19 protein-coding genes are annotated in these 17,421 nt (G+C 58.8%); all 19 read right to left on the bottom strand.

Annotation, left to right across the window (positions count from 1 at the left end):
* Positions 1-167, bottom strand: a 167-nt coding sequence (locus C9E91_RS03825) for a tetrahydrofolate dehydrogenase/cyclohydrolase catalytic domain-containing protein (RefSeq protein ID WP_280951157.1), incomplete at its 3' end; no start/stop codon positions are given.
* A gap of 117 nt (positions 168-284) precedes the next feature.
* Positions 285-2,225: a GumC family protein gene (locus C9E91_RS03820; protein ID WP_107107018.1), complete on the bottom strand. Its 1,941-nt coding sequence runs from the start codon at positions 2,223-2,225 to the stop codon at positions 285-287.
* Positions 2,226-2,337: 112 nt separating this feature from the next.
* Positions 2,338-3,180, bottom strand: coding sequence for a WecB/TagA/CpsF family glycosyltransferase (locus tag C9E91_RS03815; protein WP_107107017.1), 843 nt, complete (start codon positions 3,178-3,180; stop codon positions 2,338-2,340).
* Positions 3,181-3,432: 252 nt separating this feature from the next.
* A complete protein-coding gene (locus C9E91_RS03810; RefSeq protein ID WP_107107016.1) occupies positions 3,433-3,972 on the bottom strand; it encodes a hypothetical protein in 540 nt (179 codons plus the stop codon).
* Positions 3,969-4,337 (bottom strand): hypothetical protein, encoded by a 369-nt coding sequence (locus C9E91_RS03805; protein WP_028751231.1) that lies wholly within the window; start codon positions 4,335-4,337, stop codon positions 3,969-3,971. Before C9E91_RS03805 ends, C9E91_RS03810 begins: the two co-directional genes overlap by 4 nt.
* A 14-nt stretch (positions 4,338-4,351) precedes the next feature.
* Positions 4,352-4,948, bottom strand: coding sequence for a rod-binding protein (locus C9E91_RS03800; RefSeq protein WP_107107015.1), 597 nt, complete (start codon positions 4,946-4,948; stop codon positions 4,352-4,354).
* Positions 4,949-5,133: 185 nt separating this feature from the next.
* Positions 5,134-5,553, bottom strand: a complete 420-nt coding sequence (locus C9E91_RS03795) for a hypothetical protein (protein ID WP_107107014.1) — start codon at positions 5,551-5,553, stop codon at positions 5,134-5,136.
* A 19-nt stretch (positions 5,554-5,572) separates the two neighbouring features.
* Positions 5,573-6,325: a flagellar biosynthetic protein FliR gene (fliR, locus tag C9E91_RS03790; RefSeq protein ID WP_107107013.1), complete on the bottom strand. Its 753-nt coding sequence runs from the start codon at positions 6,323-6,325 to the stop codon at positions 5,573-5,575.
* Positions 6,322-8,409, bottom strand: coding sequence for a flagellar biosynthesis protein FlhA (gene flhA / locus C9E91_RS03785; RefSeq protein ID WP_107107012.1), 2,088 nt, complete (start codon positions 8,407-8,409; stop codon positions 6,322-6,324). The genes fliR and flhA overlap by 4 nt, the downstream gene beginning before the upstream one ends.
* A gap of 118 nt (positions 8,410-8,527) precedes the next feature.
* Positions 8,528-8,794 (bottom strand): flagellar biosynthesis protein FliQ, encoded by a 267-nt coding sequence (fliQ, locus tag C9E91_RS03780; protein WP_107107011.1) that lies wholly within the window; start codon positions 8,792-8,794, stop codon positions 8,528-8,530.
* A 30-nt stretch (positions 8,795-8,824) separates the two neighbouring features.
* Positions 8,825-9,334 (bottom strand): flagellar hook assembly protein FlgD, encoded by a 510-nt coding sequence (gene flgD / locus C9E91_RS03775; protein ID WP_107107010.1) that lies wholly within the window; start codon positions 9,332-9,334, stop codon positions 8,825-8,827.
* Entirely contained in the window at positions 9,325-9,774 is a 450-nt protein-coding gene (gene flbT / locus C9E91_RS03770) for a flagellar biosynthesis repressor FlbT (protein WP_107107009.1), read from the bottom strand. Before flbT ends, flgD begins: the two co-directional genes overlap by 10 nt.
* Positions 9,771-10,118: a flagellar biosynthesis regulator FlaF gene (flaF, locus tag C9E91_RS03765; RefSeq protein ID WP_107107008.1), complete on the bottom strand. Its 348-nt coding sequence runs from the start codon at positions 10,116-10,118 to the stop codon at positions 9,771-9,773. The genes flbT and flaF overlap by 4 nt, the downstream gene beginning before the upstream one ends.
* A gap of 37 nt (positions 10,119-10,155) precedes the next feature.
* The gene (locus C9E91_RS03760) at positions 10,156-11,214 is read right to left on the bottom strand and encodes a flagellar hook-associated family protein (RefSeq protein WP_107107007.1); all 1,059 of its coding nucleotides are present in this window, start codon (positions 11,212-11,214) and stop codon (positions 10,156-10,158) included.
* A gap of 3 nt (positions 11,215-11,217) precedes the next feature.
* Positions 11,218-12,693, bottom strand: coding sequence for a flagellar hook-associated protein FlgK (gene flgK, locus C9E91_RS03755; protein WP_107107006.1), 1,476 nt, complete (start codon positions 12,691-12,693; stop codon positions 11,218-11,220).
* 27 nt (positions 12,694-12,720) lie between these two features.
* Entirely contained in the window at positions 12,721-14,001 is a 1,281-nt protein-coding gene (locus C9E91_RS03750; protein ID WP_107107005.1) for a flagellar hook protein FlgE, read from the bottom strand.
* 289 nt (positions 14,002-14,290) lie between these two features.
* Positions 14,291-14,962 (bottom strand): transcriptional activator Rem, encoded by a 672-nt coding sequence (gene rem, locus C9E91_RS03745; protein WP_104822015.1) that lies wholly within the window; start codon positions 14,960-14,962, stop codon positions 14,291-14,293.
* Positions 14,963-15,242: 280 nt separating this feature from the next.
* Positions 15,243-15,869: a transglycosylase SLT domain-containing protein gene (locus C9E91_RS03740; protein ID WP_107107004.1), complete on the bottom strand. Its 627-nt coding sequence runs from the start codon at positions 15,867-15,869 to the stop codon at positions 15,243-15,245.
* On the bottom strand, positions 15,778-17,421 hold the full coding sequence (gene fliK, locus C9E91_RS03735) for a flagellar hook-length control protein FliK (protein ID WP_107107003.1): 1,644 nt from the start codon (positions 17,419-17,421) through the stop codon (positions 15,778-15,780). The genes C9E91_RS03740 and fliK overlap by 92 nt, the downstream gene beginning before the upstream one ends.

Here is a 17,421-nt window from a genome sequence, read left to right as displayed (position 1 = left end):
ATGCGGCCCTTGGCGCCGACATAGGTGTGGCTCGCCGGATCATCACCGACGATGACGACCGCAAGGCCGGTCTTCACACCCGTGTTCTTTTCCAGTGCTGCGGTTGCCGTCTTCACCGCATCAATTACCGAAGCAGCCACCTGCTTGCCATCGATCACAGTCGTCACGAATATCTCCCGACATTGTTTCGGCGGCAATCTACAAGCCATCGGCCCAGTGGATTTGCCTGCCAACGCCCTATGGTGTCTGAAAGCGGTAATTGCAAGGAAAAAGCAGTGACGGGGTCAGCCCCGCATCGTCTGCCGGCGCGACGCATAGGTCTGGACTTTCGTGCGCAACAACGCCAATTCGCGCTGGATCTGCGTCAGCTCCTCCGAGACCATGGGACGATCATTGGCAACCGGAATAGTGGCATCGAAGTGCGGTCGCGGCAGATCGAGCATTGGTCGCGGCGGCAGTGGGGCCGGCTCGACGACCGCACTGAAAACCGGCTCGGGCGTCATGATGTGCGGGGCTGCCTGATCCTCCGCAAACACCCCGCCGCCCATCCATTTCCGCAGGAAGACCAGGCAAAGTGCTGCGCCAAGGCCCATGATGAAGCCCGCTGCTTGACGACCCGCGAGATTGTCGTCGAGCGGCGTCTTGGCGGCGATGGCAGGGGTGATGACGGCGATCGGAATCTCGGCCTGGGGCGGAGCCGTATCAGCGTTTTGCAGATCGGCGTCATAGTGGCTCTGCGCCGCCGCAACATCGCTCTGAAGCTGACTCAAGCGGGCTATATCGACATCGATGCTTTTCTGGCTGAGAGCGGTCATCCGCGCGGAAAGCGCCGTCCGGTTCTCAAGGGCTGCCTGCAACGCTGCATCGCTGCTGGCGATGAGACGCTGCAGTTGATTGCGGATGTCGGCGACCAGACCATCGATCGTCGCCTGCTGCGCCAACAGACGGGGATGGCGCGGACCAAGCTGCGTGGAAAGCTGGGATAGGACGACCTTGGCGGCGCTATAGCGGCTGCGCAGATCATCGAGAGCGGCCGATGACAGACCGCCCGGCAACGCGCCACTCATGACGCTGGCAGGCGTCGCGGATTTGGCGGCCGAGACGCGCGCCCTTGCGCCCTGCACGGCAGCCTCGGCGGCCTTGATTTCGCCATCCAACTGCTGGCGCTGCTGCTGAAGATCGAGCGCGGCAACGATCCTATCGTCACCATACTGCGCCTTGAAATCGGCCAGCGCTCCCTTCGCTTGATCAAGATTCTTGAGGCTCTTGTCGGCAGGCGAGCTGCCGTTGCCAACAAGCCCTGCCCCTTGCGCAACGGTGGCGTCGTAGATGGTCGCATCGGCCAGACGATTGGCGATCTCTGCCGATCTTGCCGGATCGCTTGTGGTCACGGCGAGATGCAAGGTGCCACTCGACGCATCGATGGTAACGGCGATATCTTTGCGGAAGGCAGCCTGCGCACGCGAGGGCGCGTCGGAAGCGTTCCCATTGCCTGACAGCAATTCCACGGCAACACCGAAAGCGCCGGCCCGATCGCCGGTGAATTCCGGATCGCGGTCGAGCTTCAGCCTGGCGACAACATCGGAAAGCAGGGAGGGCGCCGTGGCGCGTTTGGCGGTGACATCCAGAAGCGCCTGTCGCGCCGCCCCCTGCCCTTTCATTTGCAACACGGTGTGAGAGACATAGCGCGGCGGCGCTGCCACCACCGTCGGGAGAAAAGCGCCCGCCAGCGCTGCGATAGTGACGAAGGCAATGGAGCCGAACCCGAACACCCAGCGACGATGCGGCGGAGGCGCGGTCGCCTGGACGGCAGGCGGTGCGACCAAGGGCAAAAGATCGATTTCAATCTCTTCGGCGCGGGACGAAGGCAATGATTGCTCTGCGATCAGCTCCGGTTGGCGATCCATGATGGTTTCGCGCGCGACAGAATGATCTCGCAGGATGCCGCGGATACGATCGGGGAGCGGCGGAGCCTCTGCGACCTCAGTCACCGCGGGCCTTTTCCGCCCAGAGACCGGATAGGGATCACCATCCAGCATCTTTTGAATGAGGGCCAGCAATTCCGCATCGCTCGCAGCCTGGCGGTCGGCGGGCTGGACATTCGCTGCTACGAGATAGCCGTCCACACCGCGATCGAAATAGGCATGACGTTCGGCGCCGCGGGAAGCCTCGAAGGCATCTGCGTCATTGGAAAGGAATCTGATCCTGGCCTTGCTTTCGAACATCGCGGGTTTTCTCGCGCGCATGGTCAATGACCGATGCCGATGGTTAACCCACTCTAAATTTTCAAGGCAAAGAAAAGGTTAACAACCGCAGCGATCGAGGGCGCGATCAGGATCAACTGGCGAGTTTGTCGGGCGAAGGAAGCCGCAGCAGCGGCGCGGCCTGTGGCTCCGCGGCACGCAGGATACGTTCCTTGCGGCCGAACTGGTGCCGAACGACCTGATAGAGGAAGTGCGGCACGCCGAGAATATAGCGCCGCCATAGCCTGCCCGGCTCCTGAAGCAGGCGATAGATCCATTCGGAGCGCATGGTGCGCATCAGCGCCGGCGCGCGCGGCACCGTGCCGGACACGAAATCGAACAGTGCGCCGACCGTCAGCACCAGCCTCGCATGCTGCGGCTCGATATGGTCGGCGACCCATTTTTCCTGGAGCGGCGTCCCCATGCCGACAATCAGCACGTCGATCTTCTGGCGGCCGACCTCCGCAGCGATCAGATCGCTTTCCGCCTTATCGAAATAGCCGTCTGCAATAACGATGAAGTCATGCCACGGTGCATGCTTGCGGAAATTTTCCGCGGCCTTTTCAACGACATCGCGGCGGCCACCGATCAGGCCGACACGCTTCCGCCGATCCATGAAAGTCAGCAGAGCCGGCACGAAATCGGTGCCGTTCAGATTGGCCGGAAAGGAAACACCATGGGCAACCCGCGAGGCGATATCCAGGCCGACGCCGTCGGGCAGGACAAGATTTTTCGCCAGCACATCGCGATATTTGGCGTCGCGCAGCATCATCAGCATGTTGTGGGCATTGACGAAGGAGATGACGGTCTGGCCGACCGGAAGCGACGCCAGCTCATTGATGAAGTTCAGCGCATCTTCCCAATCGAGGTCGCAGACCGGCAAGTCGAAAATCATTCGACGCGACGTCAGCACGGCAAAATTTGCGACCAGATTCACCCAAAACCTCCTGCCGCGAACGTTCCTACGCTCGACGCCGGCAAATTTCTCGACGCAAATCCTCCACCGCCTGTCCGTTCGGTGACATCGGACGCATCGCTAAGCATGCTTATAGCAAGGCGATCCCAAGCTTCCGTTAGGAAAATCGATCGGAATTGCGGGAGGAAAACAGGGATTTGTTAACGCTGTTTCGGGCGATAGACGCAGCAGGCCGCTCCATGAGGGGAGCGACCATCACTGTGGTCAATAGGTTTAATGCGCCTGTTTGGGCTCTGCGTCGGGCGCCGCATCGCCCTGGACGATCTTTACGGGCTTAACGGTTCTCTTGCCGGAGCCGTCGCCGCCGCTATTGATCTCGTCCTTGGAGAGGTAGTCGAGCTGTTCGACCAGAACGTCGGCAACATAATCGCCGCCGAGACGTTCGTTCATGTTCTTCTTGATATCGTTGCGGAAACTGACGACATCGAAGCTGGCGGTATGGCCAATGTCGATCGCCTTATTGCCCACCAGCAGGGAATAGAGCTGGTCCGTCGTCAATTCCGTCAACGGCGTTTGTATTTGAGCCACCTTGCCCTTCTCCATCATGAAGGAGATGCGCGTGATGAAATAGCCGCTCACCTGACCGTTGGCGATGACGGGCACGTTGATCGATTCGCCCTTGACGAATTCCTGCTGCGCCTTCTTGGCGTCGTCAGGATTGATCGCGGGCGCCGTCGCCATCTGCACCGAAAAATAGACAGAGGCCAGCGTTACGATGCAGACCCAGAGGCCGGTGAGGACGAGCTTGATCATCCGGCCTCACGGACGCGGAACTGCTCCTGCGAATAGGTGCCGTCCGCATCGGCGTTCTGCACCGCGTTCTTCAGGATATCGGCAACGGCACGCACGGCTTCGAGATGGGCTTCGACGCGGCGCGCGTTCAAGACCAGCTTCTTCTTCAGCCCGTGCAACTGCTCGATATGCGCGACCGCAAGCTCGGCCGGATTGGTATCGCGAAACAGCATCGACAATTCGTAGAGGCAGCGGCTCTTATGCGCGTTCGATACCTTGAGATCGAATTCCGGATCGGTGCCGATCCGGCTGTTCTCGTTATCGATGATCATCTCCAAGCGGCCAAGGACCGACTTGATGCGGTAGTCGTTCGAAATCACTTCCATGTCCATCCCCCAGGTCATACTTTCTTGGACGTCAGCGCATCTTGATTGGTGACGGTCGTATCGCTGTCACCATTGGTCTCAGCCGCCGCAAGCGTCTTGCGCTGGAAATCGGTAATTGCGCTCAGCGCCATCTTCTTGTCGTTCTCATTGGTTGCCGAGTTGACAGCGCCGGTGTTGCGCATCTTGTCGACCTGTTCCTTGTACATTTGCTCGGCAATGCCAACGCCGCCATTCTTGGCCAGCGTATTGCCGAGCTGTTCGGCCATCATGCCCTTCCAGATCTCGCCGGCGGAGCCCTTGCCGTAGAGTGTTTCGCTGTTTGGCAGCATGTTCTTCACGAAGTTCTGCAGCACCATCGCTTCGAACTTGTGATAGGCCTGCGGCACCTTTGTCTGTGCCGTATGCGTGTTGGCGTTGCTGAGGCCGGCCTTCGTCGCGGCGCTGTCCAGCGCACTCACGGTCGAGGCAAAACCATTGCCATTTTCCGCCAGGCTTGTGGCGGCAAAGGCAGCCCTGTTGGCCGCGAGCTTTTCCTGGGCTGCCTGAACGTCGGCCGGATTGGCGGCCTTGACGACATCCAGGACCAAATCACTCGGAGGCGAAATAGCCACGTCACGTTTCCTTTCACTAAAGCATGACCCTGCGACGCGTGAAGCAGCCATCGAGCAAGATTATGCCGAAATCGAGCGGTTAGAGCGTCATGGTTCATTTGAACGCATGAAGATCATCTAATCTTTTGAATCCGGAGCAAGGTGGCGATTCGGGGAGGAGCCATCTTGTTCTAAGATCGCGACGATTATGGTTTTTGAACCTTGCTGGAGGCTGGCGTTGCGCCTGCGAAGCGCTGATCGATGATGTCGTAGACGGCATTGTCGTCCGCCTCGCGCATTTCCAGCTCGCGAGCGTCCTTCATATGCTCTTCCAACCGGTCCGCCTTGGTGCGCTCTTGCAAGACTTTTGTCTCGATCAGCTTCTGGATGCCATCAAGCTGCTGATCCTTGAGCGTCAGGCGGCCATAGCGCCCGGCATAGTGCACCGAAAATGCCATATGGATCGGATCGGCCGAGCTGATCGCATCGATCAGCTTTTCCATCGACTGGCTGACCTCGTTGCGCTGGCGGGTAGTATCCGCAAGCTCGTTTTCCGCTATCCGCTCGAGATGGCGTTGCACGGCGACGAGGCGCTTCAGTTTTTCGGACCGGCTCTTTTCCGCCATGGCTTCGGCTTCGCCCTCGCTAATGCCCGTTGAAGACGCGGAGGAAAGCGCCGGAGAACTGGCTGACGATCGCCGCGATACTGAGATAGAGCATGAACAGCCCGCCCATCAGCAGATAGGGCGTGGAGATGAAATAGATCGGGATCTGCGGCGCGAGCTTATTGATGAAGCCGATCGAAATCTGGAACATCAGACCATAGAGCAGGAAGGGGCTCGTCAACCGCAGCATGATGAAAAAGGTGGCCTGCAGCGTATCCGCCACCGACACTAGCGAGGCGCGCGCATCGACATGGCCACCAAAAGGCAGGACCGAATAGGAATCGACCAGCGCCTGTAGGACGTGGTGGTGAAAGTCCAGGATGAACAGCATCATCAGGCCGCAGAAGCTGATCAAGCTCGTCAGCGTCGTCTCGTTCGTCTCTTCGATAACGTCCATACCGCCTGGCGCATTGAAACCGATCAACATCGATATGGCCGTGCCGGCAAATTGCAGCCCAAGCGTATAGAGCCGCGCAATCATGCCGTACATCAGGCCGATCACCGTTTCGGTGAAGATCAGACCGATATAGGTGCCGCTGCCTTTGGATACTTCCGGATAGATCGTGTTCCAGAGCAGCGGCAGGATCGCCATAGACAATGCCGCGGCCAGCAGCACCCGAACCTGCGGCGGCACACGGCCTGACGAAAACCCCGGTAGCACCATGATGCAGCCGCCAATGCGGCAGAAGGCGAGAAACAACGCCAAAATGGTGCCCTGGGGGTCTGTTATCATGAAATGGAACCTAGAATCTTGATCTCGATCCCCTTGGCCAATTCCACATGCGACAAGACCGGCAGAGTCGCGAACAGGCGTTCGATGATCATGCGCACATAGGAGCGTGTTTCCGGCGAGGTGACAAGCACGAAGGGCAAGCCGCGGTCCATGTATTCACGGATAACTTTGCCTGCCTGCTCGCTGAATTCTTCCAGATTGCGCGGATCGATGTCGAACTCGACGATTTCGCCCTTCTGGTCGCGCTTCAGTGCCTGATGGAAGATGAGATCCCACTTGCTGCCGAGACGGAGGACGCGCAGCACGCCATTGTCCGCGAGGTCGCCGCAGAGCTGCTGCGCCATGCGCACGCGCACATGCTCGACGATCTGCTCCGTCTTGCGCACATGCGGTGCGAGTTCCGCAACGGCTTCGAGAATGAGGTGCAGGTTGCGGATCGAGACACGCTCGGCAAGCAGCAGCTTCAGCACCGCCTGCAGCCCGGAATAGGACATGTGCGACGAGCAGATCTCATCGGCGAGCTTCTTGTATTCCGGATCGAGGCGCTCGATCAGGATCTTGACGTCCTTATAGGAGAGAAGTGCCGGCAGGTTGTTGCGGATGACTTCGCTCATATGCGTCAGCACGACGGAGACATTGTCGATCGGCTGGAAGCCTTCGCGCTTCAAATCCTCGGTGAAGGCTTCGAGGACGGAGACGGCGGGCATGCCGAAGGCGGGTTCGCGGATCTCATCGCCCGGCACGGTCGGCTTGCGGCCCGAACCGGTGACGACGAGCACCTCGCCGACACGCAGCATATTGGAAGCGACCGTCGTGCCGTGGATGCGGATCTGATAGGATTTGTCGGCAATGGCGATGTCGTCGGTGACCTTGATTTCCGGCACCACGAAACCGTATTGCGTCGCGAATTTCTTGCGCATTTTGCCAACGCGGAAGGCCAGCTCCTGATGCGCGCCGAGCAGCCGGGTGGAGACGATCTTGCCGAGCGCCAATTCGATTTCCGAGGTCGTCAGAACCGACTTGACCGAATCCTTCTCCATTTCCTTCGACTGCATCACCTTCTTTTCTTCCGCATCGCGGCGAAGCTTGTTTTCGGCTTCGACCTGCCGCGGAATGAACCAGGCGCCGCCCGCCATGAGGCCGCCGAGAATGAGGAAGGGAAGGAATGGCATGCCCGGCATGACGGCCAGGATGCCCATGAGGATCGCGGCGACAGCGAGCGCACGCGGATAGCCGCTCAACTGGTTGATAACGGCCTGGTCGGTGGAGCCGGCGGTGCCGCCGCGCGAAACGAGAAGGCCGGCGGCGAGCGAGACGATGAGCGCCGGCATCTGCGATACCAGACCGTCACCGACGGAAAGCTTGACGAAGACATCAGCCGCCTGGCCGATCTGCATGCCATGGCGGAAATAACCGATAATGATGCCGCCGAAGATGTTGATGCAGGTAATAAGCAGGCCGGCGACGGCATCACCGCGCACGAATTTCGAAGCACCGTCCATCGCGCCGAAGAAGGAGCTTTCCTCTTCCAGCTCGCGGCGGCGGCGCTGAGCCTCTTTTTCGTCGATCAGGCCGGCCGACAGATCGGCGTCGATCGCCATCTGCTTACCCGGGATGGCATCGAGGGTGAAGCGCGCGCCGACTTCGGCGATACGCGTCGCACCCTTGGTGATAACGATGAAATTGATGGTGATCAGGATCATGAAGACGATCAGACCGATCACGAAATCGCCGGACATTACCAGGCTGGAGAAACCCGCGATCACGCCGCCGGCCGCATCATGCCCTTCATAGCCGTGCGAAAGAATGACGCGTGTCGTCGCGATGTTCAGCGACAGACGCGTCATGGTCGCGATCAGCAGGATCGTCGGGAAGGACGAGAATTCCAGCGGCTTCTTGATCCACAGCGCCACCATCAGGATCAGCACCGAGAGCGCGATCGAGAAGGCCAGACCCATATCGATGAGGAATGGCGGGATCGGCAGGAACAGCACGCAGAGGATGACCATGATACCGAGGGCAAACCCGATATCACGCATGCTGGGATTGGCTTTGGGAAGTGCTATTGCGGGTGGTTGCGCCATCGACCGGTTCCGTCTCTTCATGAGAGGGGGCAAGCGGCTGACCCGTTTGCCCTATTCGGTCAAATCCTTAAAAGGCGAAGCTTGCGCGAGAATGGCCTCGCGCTGATCGCCCGCCGTCCTAAAACCCCGACTGAATTCGGGAAAAGACGAGGTTGGTGAAGATCGAAATCTGCGAGCCGACGAAGGGAGCCGTGATGCCGACGGTCACCATGACGGCAACGATCTTCGGAACGAAGGTCAATGTGGCTTCCTGCACCTGTGTCAGCGCCTGGATCAAGGCGATGACGAGGCCGACGAGCATGGCGGCGAGAACGGCCGGGCCCGAGGAAACGAGCACCGTCCAGATCGCCGCCTGGAAGATATCCAATGCATCGGCTTCATTCATAATATCTTCATCCTTTAGTTCAGCGGCTCCTCATGAGCCGCTGGTCGAGCTGCTACTGTCAGTCGAATCGCTGCTGCTAGTATCCGTCGTTGACGTCGGCGCATCAATGGTCGTGCCCGAAGGAGCAACAGTAACGCCGGCCTGCAGCAGCACTTTGTCGCCCGCGTCGGTTTCTGCGATGATACCGTCCGAATAGACGGTTACTTCCTTGATCGTACCGGTCACAGTGCCGTCGGCACTCATGATCTCCTTGCCGATATAGTCCGACGCATTCGAAATCCATTGGTTCTGCAACACCGTTTCCAGGTGCGAGTTCGTCTGGATCTGCTGTTCGACCTGAGAGAAGCTGGCGAGCTGCGAAATCTGCTGGCTGGCATCCATCGGGTCGGTCGGGTCCTGCGTCTTCATCTGGGCGATGAGGAGCTGGAGGAAGTCGTTATAATTCAGAGTGGCGCTTGTAGACGCCGCTGCAGCACTGCTCGAACTGCTACTGCTGGTACTACTGCTGCTGCTGAGCACACTGACCGGATCTACCGCCACGGAGCGATCTCCCGGCGGATGTGTTCGATCGTTGCCGCCGGCATCTCCTGGCTGTTAAGGATGTTGTCCTCGACCGGATAAAGCCCCCGGATTGCCTTCAGCGCATCGAAGGCGCGGCCCGTGGCAACGAGGCCGTCGATACGCTTCAGCTCGGCCAGCACTTCCTCGTTGCGGAAGCATGTGAGCAACATGACGATCGACTTGCGGAACATTGCCGTCGATTGTTCCTTGCCTTCCGGATTGATGAGGATCATCTGCGCGATGAAATAGAGCTGGCGCAGCGGCGTCGTCGCATCCTCCGGCTGGAGAACGTGGTTCTCGAGCAGGAAGGTCACATCATTCAGGAATTCCAGGGCGACCTTGCGGTCAACACGCAGCACGGCCCCGTTGATAAAAATTCTTTCCCCGGCTTTAAGCGATATGCGAAGCGTACTTTTCATTTAAGTCCATCCCTGATGATGGTGGTGACATCGATGATGCCTTGATAATTTTCCGACTGGCGCCTACGGATCCGATCGCATTCCTTCAAAATCCAGATTGCGATGGAGATCAGATTGGCACGCAGTTCGACGTTGAGCTGGTTCTCCGGGCTTTTCAGATCCTCAATAAAGCTGAGCCAGACGCGTCTTGTGTAGAACAACGCCTCGATCGCTTCGCGGCCGTACTTCCCCTTGTCACGGGCCGCTGAGAGAAGAGCTACCGACCGGTCCAGTACTTGCCGTTCTCTTTCTTTGGCGTCGGCCACCGCATCCTGCATGACTTCCGCATATGAGAACTGATACATTCATGCATCCTTCCTGGTCATTACATCCCTTTGATCATCAAAGGTAATTTACAAGGCTCAGCTGCTGTATCTTGGAGACGATAGTATAGGCCGTCTCAAGCTGAGTTTCGAGGCTATTGACTTTGGTCGAAGCCTCATAAGGATCGACTCCGGTAAGGTCCCCGATATTAGTGTTAATGATGTCTTTCTGAGCATTCAGCGATGTGTTCGCATCTGAGAGACGCGATTGCGACAGGCCGAGCTGGCTCGACTGGTCGTTGATCCCGTCGATCGCCTGACGCGTATAGCTGGTGGCCTGGTCGTTGACCGCGTTCAACGCGTCCTGGCTCAAGTTCAATGACGAGTCCATCAGCGAATTGACCACGGTGGTTGCGAGCGCCAGGTAGCGCATGCCGGGTTCATTGGCGTTGGTCGAGGAATCGATCACTTCCGAGTTGCTGATGCGGCTCGACATGTTCTGATCCGAAGCGGCCGACCAGCTTGCCCAGCTATCCGGCGCAGTAGCGCTGTCCGACGTGAACATCGGCTCGACCTGGGTGGTGATGAAATCCGTCATCTGGTCGCCGGTGAGCTGATCGACGGTCGTGCCGTTGTCGCTGGCGTATTGTGACAACGCCGCCTGGATAGACGTTGTTGCTTCGGAGGTGTAGTCGGTCATCGGCTGCACGTCGGTATTGGTGCCGGCAAAGAGATACTCACCGTTGACCATGGTATTGGCATCGGAAAGGAAGCTCGAAAGTGTCGCACTCGCCGTCTGCTGCGTCAGCGACACGCTGCTGCCATCGGTGTTGCCGCGCAACGCCACCAGTTGGTCCATCAGCTTCTGGGATTGGGACGACATATCGCTCAGGGCCGTCTGCGAGGACGACATGCGCTGGTCGGCGATCGAGTTGCTGCTCAGCAGGGAATCGATGCGCGTCACTTCCCGTGTGAGATTGACGCTGAGCGCGGTGTTGCTGCCCAGCGCGACACCGATATCGGCATAGACACCGGTCGTCGCTTCTGTCGAAGCATCCGTCATCTCATTCTGCGACTGACGGATCGTCTGGCGCATAGCGTTCTGAATGGCTGCGCTTGAAATGAAGGAAAGTTTCATGGCTTAGCTCGCAATATCCAGTACCGATTGAAGCATTTCGTTCACGGCGTTCAATATCTTCGTTCCCGCCTTGTAGGATTGCTCGATGTCCATCATCAGCGTCAGCTCTTCATCGAGGTTGACCCCGGTCTCGTTCGAATAGACTTCGGATGACCGAGACAGTGCCGCCGAGGTATTTTCCGCCGCCGTATTTGCCGAGCTGCGCTGATCTTCCAGCCAGCCGATAGAATCGGACGCGTAATTCATGATGCTGGCTGTCGTGTCGGAGCCGGCATCGGCGTCGAAGTCCATCTTCGTGTCAAAGCCGGTGACGTAGGAGTCGAGCAGCGTGGAATAGCCGCTGTCGCCACTGGAGTTGACGACATAGTCGGAACCGTTGATGCCGCCATCCCGCAAGAGGGTTGGATCGCCGCCTTCCGAGGTGATCAGTGCGGAATTGACCTCAATCGTACCGGCCATGCCGGAGACGGTGGTGGCATCGGTCGGCACCGTGCCGCCACTCCATGTGAAAAGGCCGGGCAACGGATCTTGAGTGGAGTCGGACTGGTTCTTTTCCGAAAACATCGACACAAGGCCGCGGGCGATTTCGTTGAGCTGCTTCTGGTAGGTCGGGGCAATGTCGTCGCGAACCTGAAGTGCTGCCTGAAGACTGCCCTGAGCCGTCGTGTCAGCGCCCTCGCCGGGATCGACTGCCACACCGTCGATATAAACATTGTTGCCGACGGTGCCATCCGTGTAGGAATTCGTCGGCGAGAAGGTCACCTGACGCGGTATCGTCTCGAACAGTGTCGTGCCGCCGCTGGTATAGAGCGCCATGTCGCCGTTCGATCGTGTTACCGTGGTGACACCGACGATCTGGGAAATCTGCTTCAGAACCGCATCGCGTTGGTCCGTTGCATCCGCCAGCGCGGAAGAGGTTGGACCGGCGGTCGCGGTCGCTGTCTTGACCGCATCATTCGCCTGCTCGAACTGCGAGAGCAGGCTGTTCAGCGAGTCTACATCCGAGCTGATTTCCTTGTCGGCATCGGTGCGAATTCCGTTGACGGCCGTGGTGGCGTTGTTCAGGGAATTTGCGAGATCCTGGGCAGCGTTGACGGCCGATTGCGCCGCGGTGGTGCTGGCCGGCGAACCAGCATAGGTCTGCATTGCCGTTTGCAGGGCGGCAAGGTAGGTGGCCGGCGCGATCTCGTTGTCGTTGCCGCCGATCGTTCCGGATTGAATATCCTCATAGCCCTTCAGCAGGCGTTGCTGAGCAGCATCGTCGGACGTGCTGCCCAGGAACGCTTTCTGCAAGGAAGGCTCGTCGGCGCGGGCGATCTTTACGACCTGTGCGCCAGTCATGTCCGTCGTCAACATCGCCTGGCGACGGGTATAATCCGTGTTGCCGGCATTGGCGATATTGTTCGATACGACACTGCTCTGCGTGCCGGTATTGTTGAATATCGCTTGAGCGTTATTGAGTGCTGTGGTGAGCGACATGGCTGGCTCGTTACCCTATCGTACTTATTAACGTTGCAGGTTGACCAGAACGTCCAGAAGGTCGGAACCGGCTTGGAACACCTTGGAGTTCGCGGTGTAGCTTTTCTGCGCCTCGATCATGGTCGTCAGTTCGGTCGCGAGGTCGACGTTGGACTCTTCCAGCGCGCCGGACTGAATATAGCCAAAGCCGCCAGTCTGCGGGAAACCGGTCACCGTAACGCCCGAGTCACCATTGGCCGAATAGACGTTGCCGCTCTCAAGCGTCAGATTGTCGGGGCTTGCCACCGTGGCGAGCGGGATACGATAGAGGGCCTTGGTGGAGCTGTCCTTATAGACTGCATTGACCGTGCCATCCTTACCGATGGTGACACTCGTCACCGGGTTCGGAGCCTGGCCGTTCATGCTGCCCGTCGCGTTGAAGTCGGTAGCGACCTGGGTGAAGCCCGTCATATCCATTGAGATGGTTTGCGTCGTCGATCCACTGGTGAAGCTGAGATCGAACGTTCCGCCGCTCGTCAAAGCGCCAGTGTCGTCAAAATCCAGCTCCGTGCTGCCGACGGGATCGCTGCTATAAAGAGCACTGCCCGATGTCGGATTGGAGACCAAGTCTGCTTGATTGTAGACCGTTACATCCCACGTATTGTCGGCTGTCTTGGTATAGTAGACGTCGAAGGTGGTGGCATTGCCCTGGCTGTCATAACCGGTGACCGAGACCTTGTTCGTGTCGTCGGTTACCGGCGCCAGATTTTCGGACGGCAGATGACCGGTGGAGCTGGTGGTCGCGATGGTGGCATTAGAATTGAGGTTGCCTTCCATCTCGCCGGTCGTCGTAGCGACCGCGGTCACGCCGTTCTGGCTGACATTGATCGGTTCCAGGCCGCTGAAGCCGTTGACGACCACAGAAGCCGTCCCGGACGAGCTAGCGGGATAGCCCATCAGCGTGAAGCCGGCGGAATTGACGAGGTTGCCCGAGGAGTCCGCAGAAAAGTCGCCGGAGCGGCTGAGGAACGTCTGTCCGGACGAGCTCTGGACGACGAAGAAGCCGTTGCCCTGGATTGCGAGGTCGGTGCTCGAGGTCGTGTAGGATATGGTGCCCTGCTGCGAGATCGCCTGATGCACCGACGTCTGGACGCCGCCGGAACTGTAGCTGCCGGCCGAGGAAGGCAGGACGAGGGAGGAAAAGCTCGCCGTTGATTCTTTGTAGGCGGTGGTATTGGCGTTGGCGATGTTGTCAGAAACAGTGCCCAAACGGTTCGCCTGGGCGTTCATCCCTGAAACCGCGGTTTTCATGCTGCCGAAAATGCTCATCTGGAATCCTCGTTTTCCTCGTAAGGCTGAGAGTATGGGGCGGGCCTTGCGTGAAGCTGTCTGAAAAGAGGAAAAGCCGGTCATCATGATGCAGCTTTTCGAAGATTGCTGCGACGCGTCAAAAAGAACGCTCAAGGGTCGCAGTGACGGTAAGAGTTGGCGCACCTTCTCATTCGAACACCGCCGTCGATGTTCGGGCCCGCGTATAATTCTGGGGAATTGGGAGAAATTCTGGGAGGGAATTACACGCGGGGTTCGAGCGTTGCTACGCCAAATCCCGATCGATGGATCAATTCCAATCGATGCAGTAGCCAAGGAAGCGCTTGGAATCGACGGGGTCGAAACCGAGCTTCTTGCGCAACTTCTTGCGCAGCTTGGAGATGTGGCTTTCAACGACGTTCTCTTCGACTTCCTCGTCGAAGATGCCGTAGATCGCGTTGAAGATCTGCGTCTTGGTCACCCGGCGGCCGCGGTTGGAAATCAAATATTCCAGGATGCGCCGTTCGCGCCGCGGAAGGGCGAAGACATCGCCGTTGATCTCCGGGTCACGGCCGTCCGCGAAAACGCGAATCGGGCCGATGTCGGTGTAGCTGGTGATCGCCTTCAGCCGCCGGCGGATCGCTGCCGCACGGGCAAGGATCTCGCGCGGATGCACCGGCTTACGGACGACATCGTCGACGCCGCAGTCGAAGAGCGCCAGCGTCGATTCCAGCGAGGGCTGATCGCTAACGGCAATAACCGGGGCGACAGAGCGGTCGCGAATTGCCCGCGGCAATTCGTGCACATGCTGTCCCTGTCCGATCAGAAATGCTTCGACGGCGGCAATATCGCCGTCTGCAGCGGTCGTGACCCATTCGCCGAATTCCCGGGGATCGAACCCCGTCGACGGGATGCCCTCGCGCCCAAAGAGAGAAGTGTAACCATCCTTAACGAGCTCTCGCTCATCAACCACTACGATCATTCGTCCGCCTCCGAATCAGTGTGGTGTTTCGATGGACTATGGGTACGAATCGGGCGAATCACGAACAACTGAAGGAAATGAGTGACGGGAATTAATAATTGATTAAGATTTAGGGTACGATTTGCACTATATGTAGTGGGTGCTCTTCGTTTTACACCGATAAAAATTTGGTTAGTTAGTATATTATGAATATATGTAATTCAGGCAATCTGCATGTTGTCAACCATGCCAAATAGGTTAGCGACGACGCACGAAAAGCCAAATGCAACTTTCGGTTATTTTAGTTTTGACAGAAGGTCGCCGCGTTGGGCGTCCATTTCCCATATCCGGTGGCGACCAGATTGGCGATGACACGACAGACATAGACCTTTTGGGCGGGGTCGTTGTTCGGTCCGGCATGGTATCTTGCTACCGCCATCGTCCAGGTCTCATGCCTGTCGTGGAGGTCGCGGAGGAACTTGGCGGCATATTCGACATTGCGATGCGGGTCGAACATATCGGCAACGGAGGCGAAGTTTTCGCCGTGAAAATACTGGTTAATCTGCATGCAGCCGATATCGATCAGCTTCGCTCCGCTCTGTCTCGCCGCCACAAAGGTCTGCAAGGCGGCGCCTTCCGAAGGCGGGAAAACCGGCTTGCCTTCGATATTGAGGGCGTAGGGATAGAGCGAGCCCTTGCGTCCGGTCTCCGTCAAACCGACCGAATAAAGAATCCCTTCCGGTATTCCGAATTTCGCTGCAGCCGACTGGATTTCGCGCTCGCACAGGCCGGCCGCGCCGTTGTCGGGCGGAGCACCATTCGCAGAAGCAAGGGCGTCAGAGGTAAACGTCGCCAGAGCGCAGACGCTGAGCAGTGCCAGCAGTGCTGTCTTCCATGCTGCGGTCGCCCGTGCTGCGATTGCCGTCATTGCCATTTGCCTGCTGCCCCGAATAGCTCTGCCCCTTTGGTCGCGCGTCCCCGCCCTGCCCCTGATTCAATAGGGATTGCTGTTGGGACTGTCCTTGCGAGCCGGATTGCCTGCCGCTATCCGATTGCTGATCCGCGTTCGAGGCCAGGGTCACAGTGATATTATCGACCTGATATCCCTGGGCGCGCAACGCGTCGATCATATGGCTCTGATCGGCATGGAGCTGCCGATAGGCCTCGCTGGTCTGCACTTTGAGATCGACACTCAACTGATCGCCAGAAAGCCGCATGGTAGCGGTGACCTGGCCGAGATCGTTGGGATGCAGTTGGATCTTGAGCGTATTGACGACCTTACCGGTGCTTGTCCAGCTCGCGGCGTTGGAGAGCGCCGAACTCGACTGCATCGCACCCGACCACTCCCCGTCTCCCGCCAGCGCGCTTGTGACGAGCGTCGCGCTGGAATTGGTGGCAAGGCCGAGGTAGCGGCGGGAATCGAGCACCGTAACGGTCTCCGCATTGCCGCCGCCCGATGCCTTGACGTCGACCTGTGCCGTATCGTCGCTGCCCTTGCTGATCGACATGTCGAGCGAGCCGCCGCGGCCATCGGCGCGCACCAGCCGGAAGGTCTGTGCGGTAGCGGTGGCATCGGTAGCAACAGAAGGTGTTGCGTCGGCGTCCGTGGCATTCGCCGATGCATCCTTGAGCGCCGTCACATCGCCAAGTTTTGGCAACGACTGATCCGAATCCGCCTGCGTCTTTGCGTCGGCGCCGGCAAACACATTCGCTACACTCTGCGGCGCAGCCGCAACCGCGTTGGCCGCCTGCGGCACATTCAGAAGCGACAGCGCGTCCGACACCGCGCCGCTGGCCTGAGCGCCTTGCGTTATCGTAGACTTACCATCGTCGTCGGTTGACGTCGTCTTGCCTGTCTTGCCAGGCGCCTGCGTCTTGCCGTCGCCATTACCTTGCATCGGCTGATTGCCGGCGATCGCGTCCGAGAATTGCTGCGCAATATCATCAAGCTGATCCGAGGTCTGCGCCTGAGCCAGAATATCGGTTGGGTCCGTATTGCCAGCCGGGTCGGCCGCCTGAGCCTGATCGGCGGATGTGGCATCTGCCGGGGCCTGCTTCTGCAGATCCATCAGCGATTTTGAAAGATTTGCTGCGTCCGCTCCCTGCGGGAACTTCGCACCGCCAGGCTGTTTGGAGCCTTTGGCCAGCTCAGCGAGGGCGGCAATATTGGCGGCGGACGGATCGATCATGCCGGCTCCGGTGCTGCTATCATCCGTGGGCGGAGTGGTCGCGGTCGGATCGCCTGCCGAAGTTTGCACCGTATCGGCATCGGTGTTGCTATCGGCGCCACCAGCGGTATCGGTTGTGTCCGCATCGCCCTGCGCGGACGCGTCGGATCTTCGCCCGTTGCCGCGCGAACTCGTCAGCGCATCCAGAAAACCTTTGCCGTCACCGTCATCCTGCTTGGCCGAACGCCCGCCCTTGGCAACAGCAACCAGATCGGCCCCAGATGGGGCACTGGCAATACCGATATCCATCAT

The sequence above is a fragment of the Rhizobium sp. SEMIA4064 genome, from assembly GCF_003025035.1.
GTDB lineage: Bacteria > Pseudomonadota > Alphaproteobacteria > Rhizobiales > Rhizobiaceae > Rhizobium > Rhizobium paranaense.
Note: the sequence above shows the minus strand (reverse complement) of the source record. Positions and strands in the feature narration are given on the sequence as shown.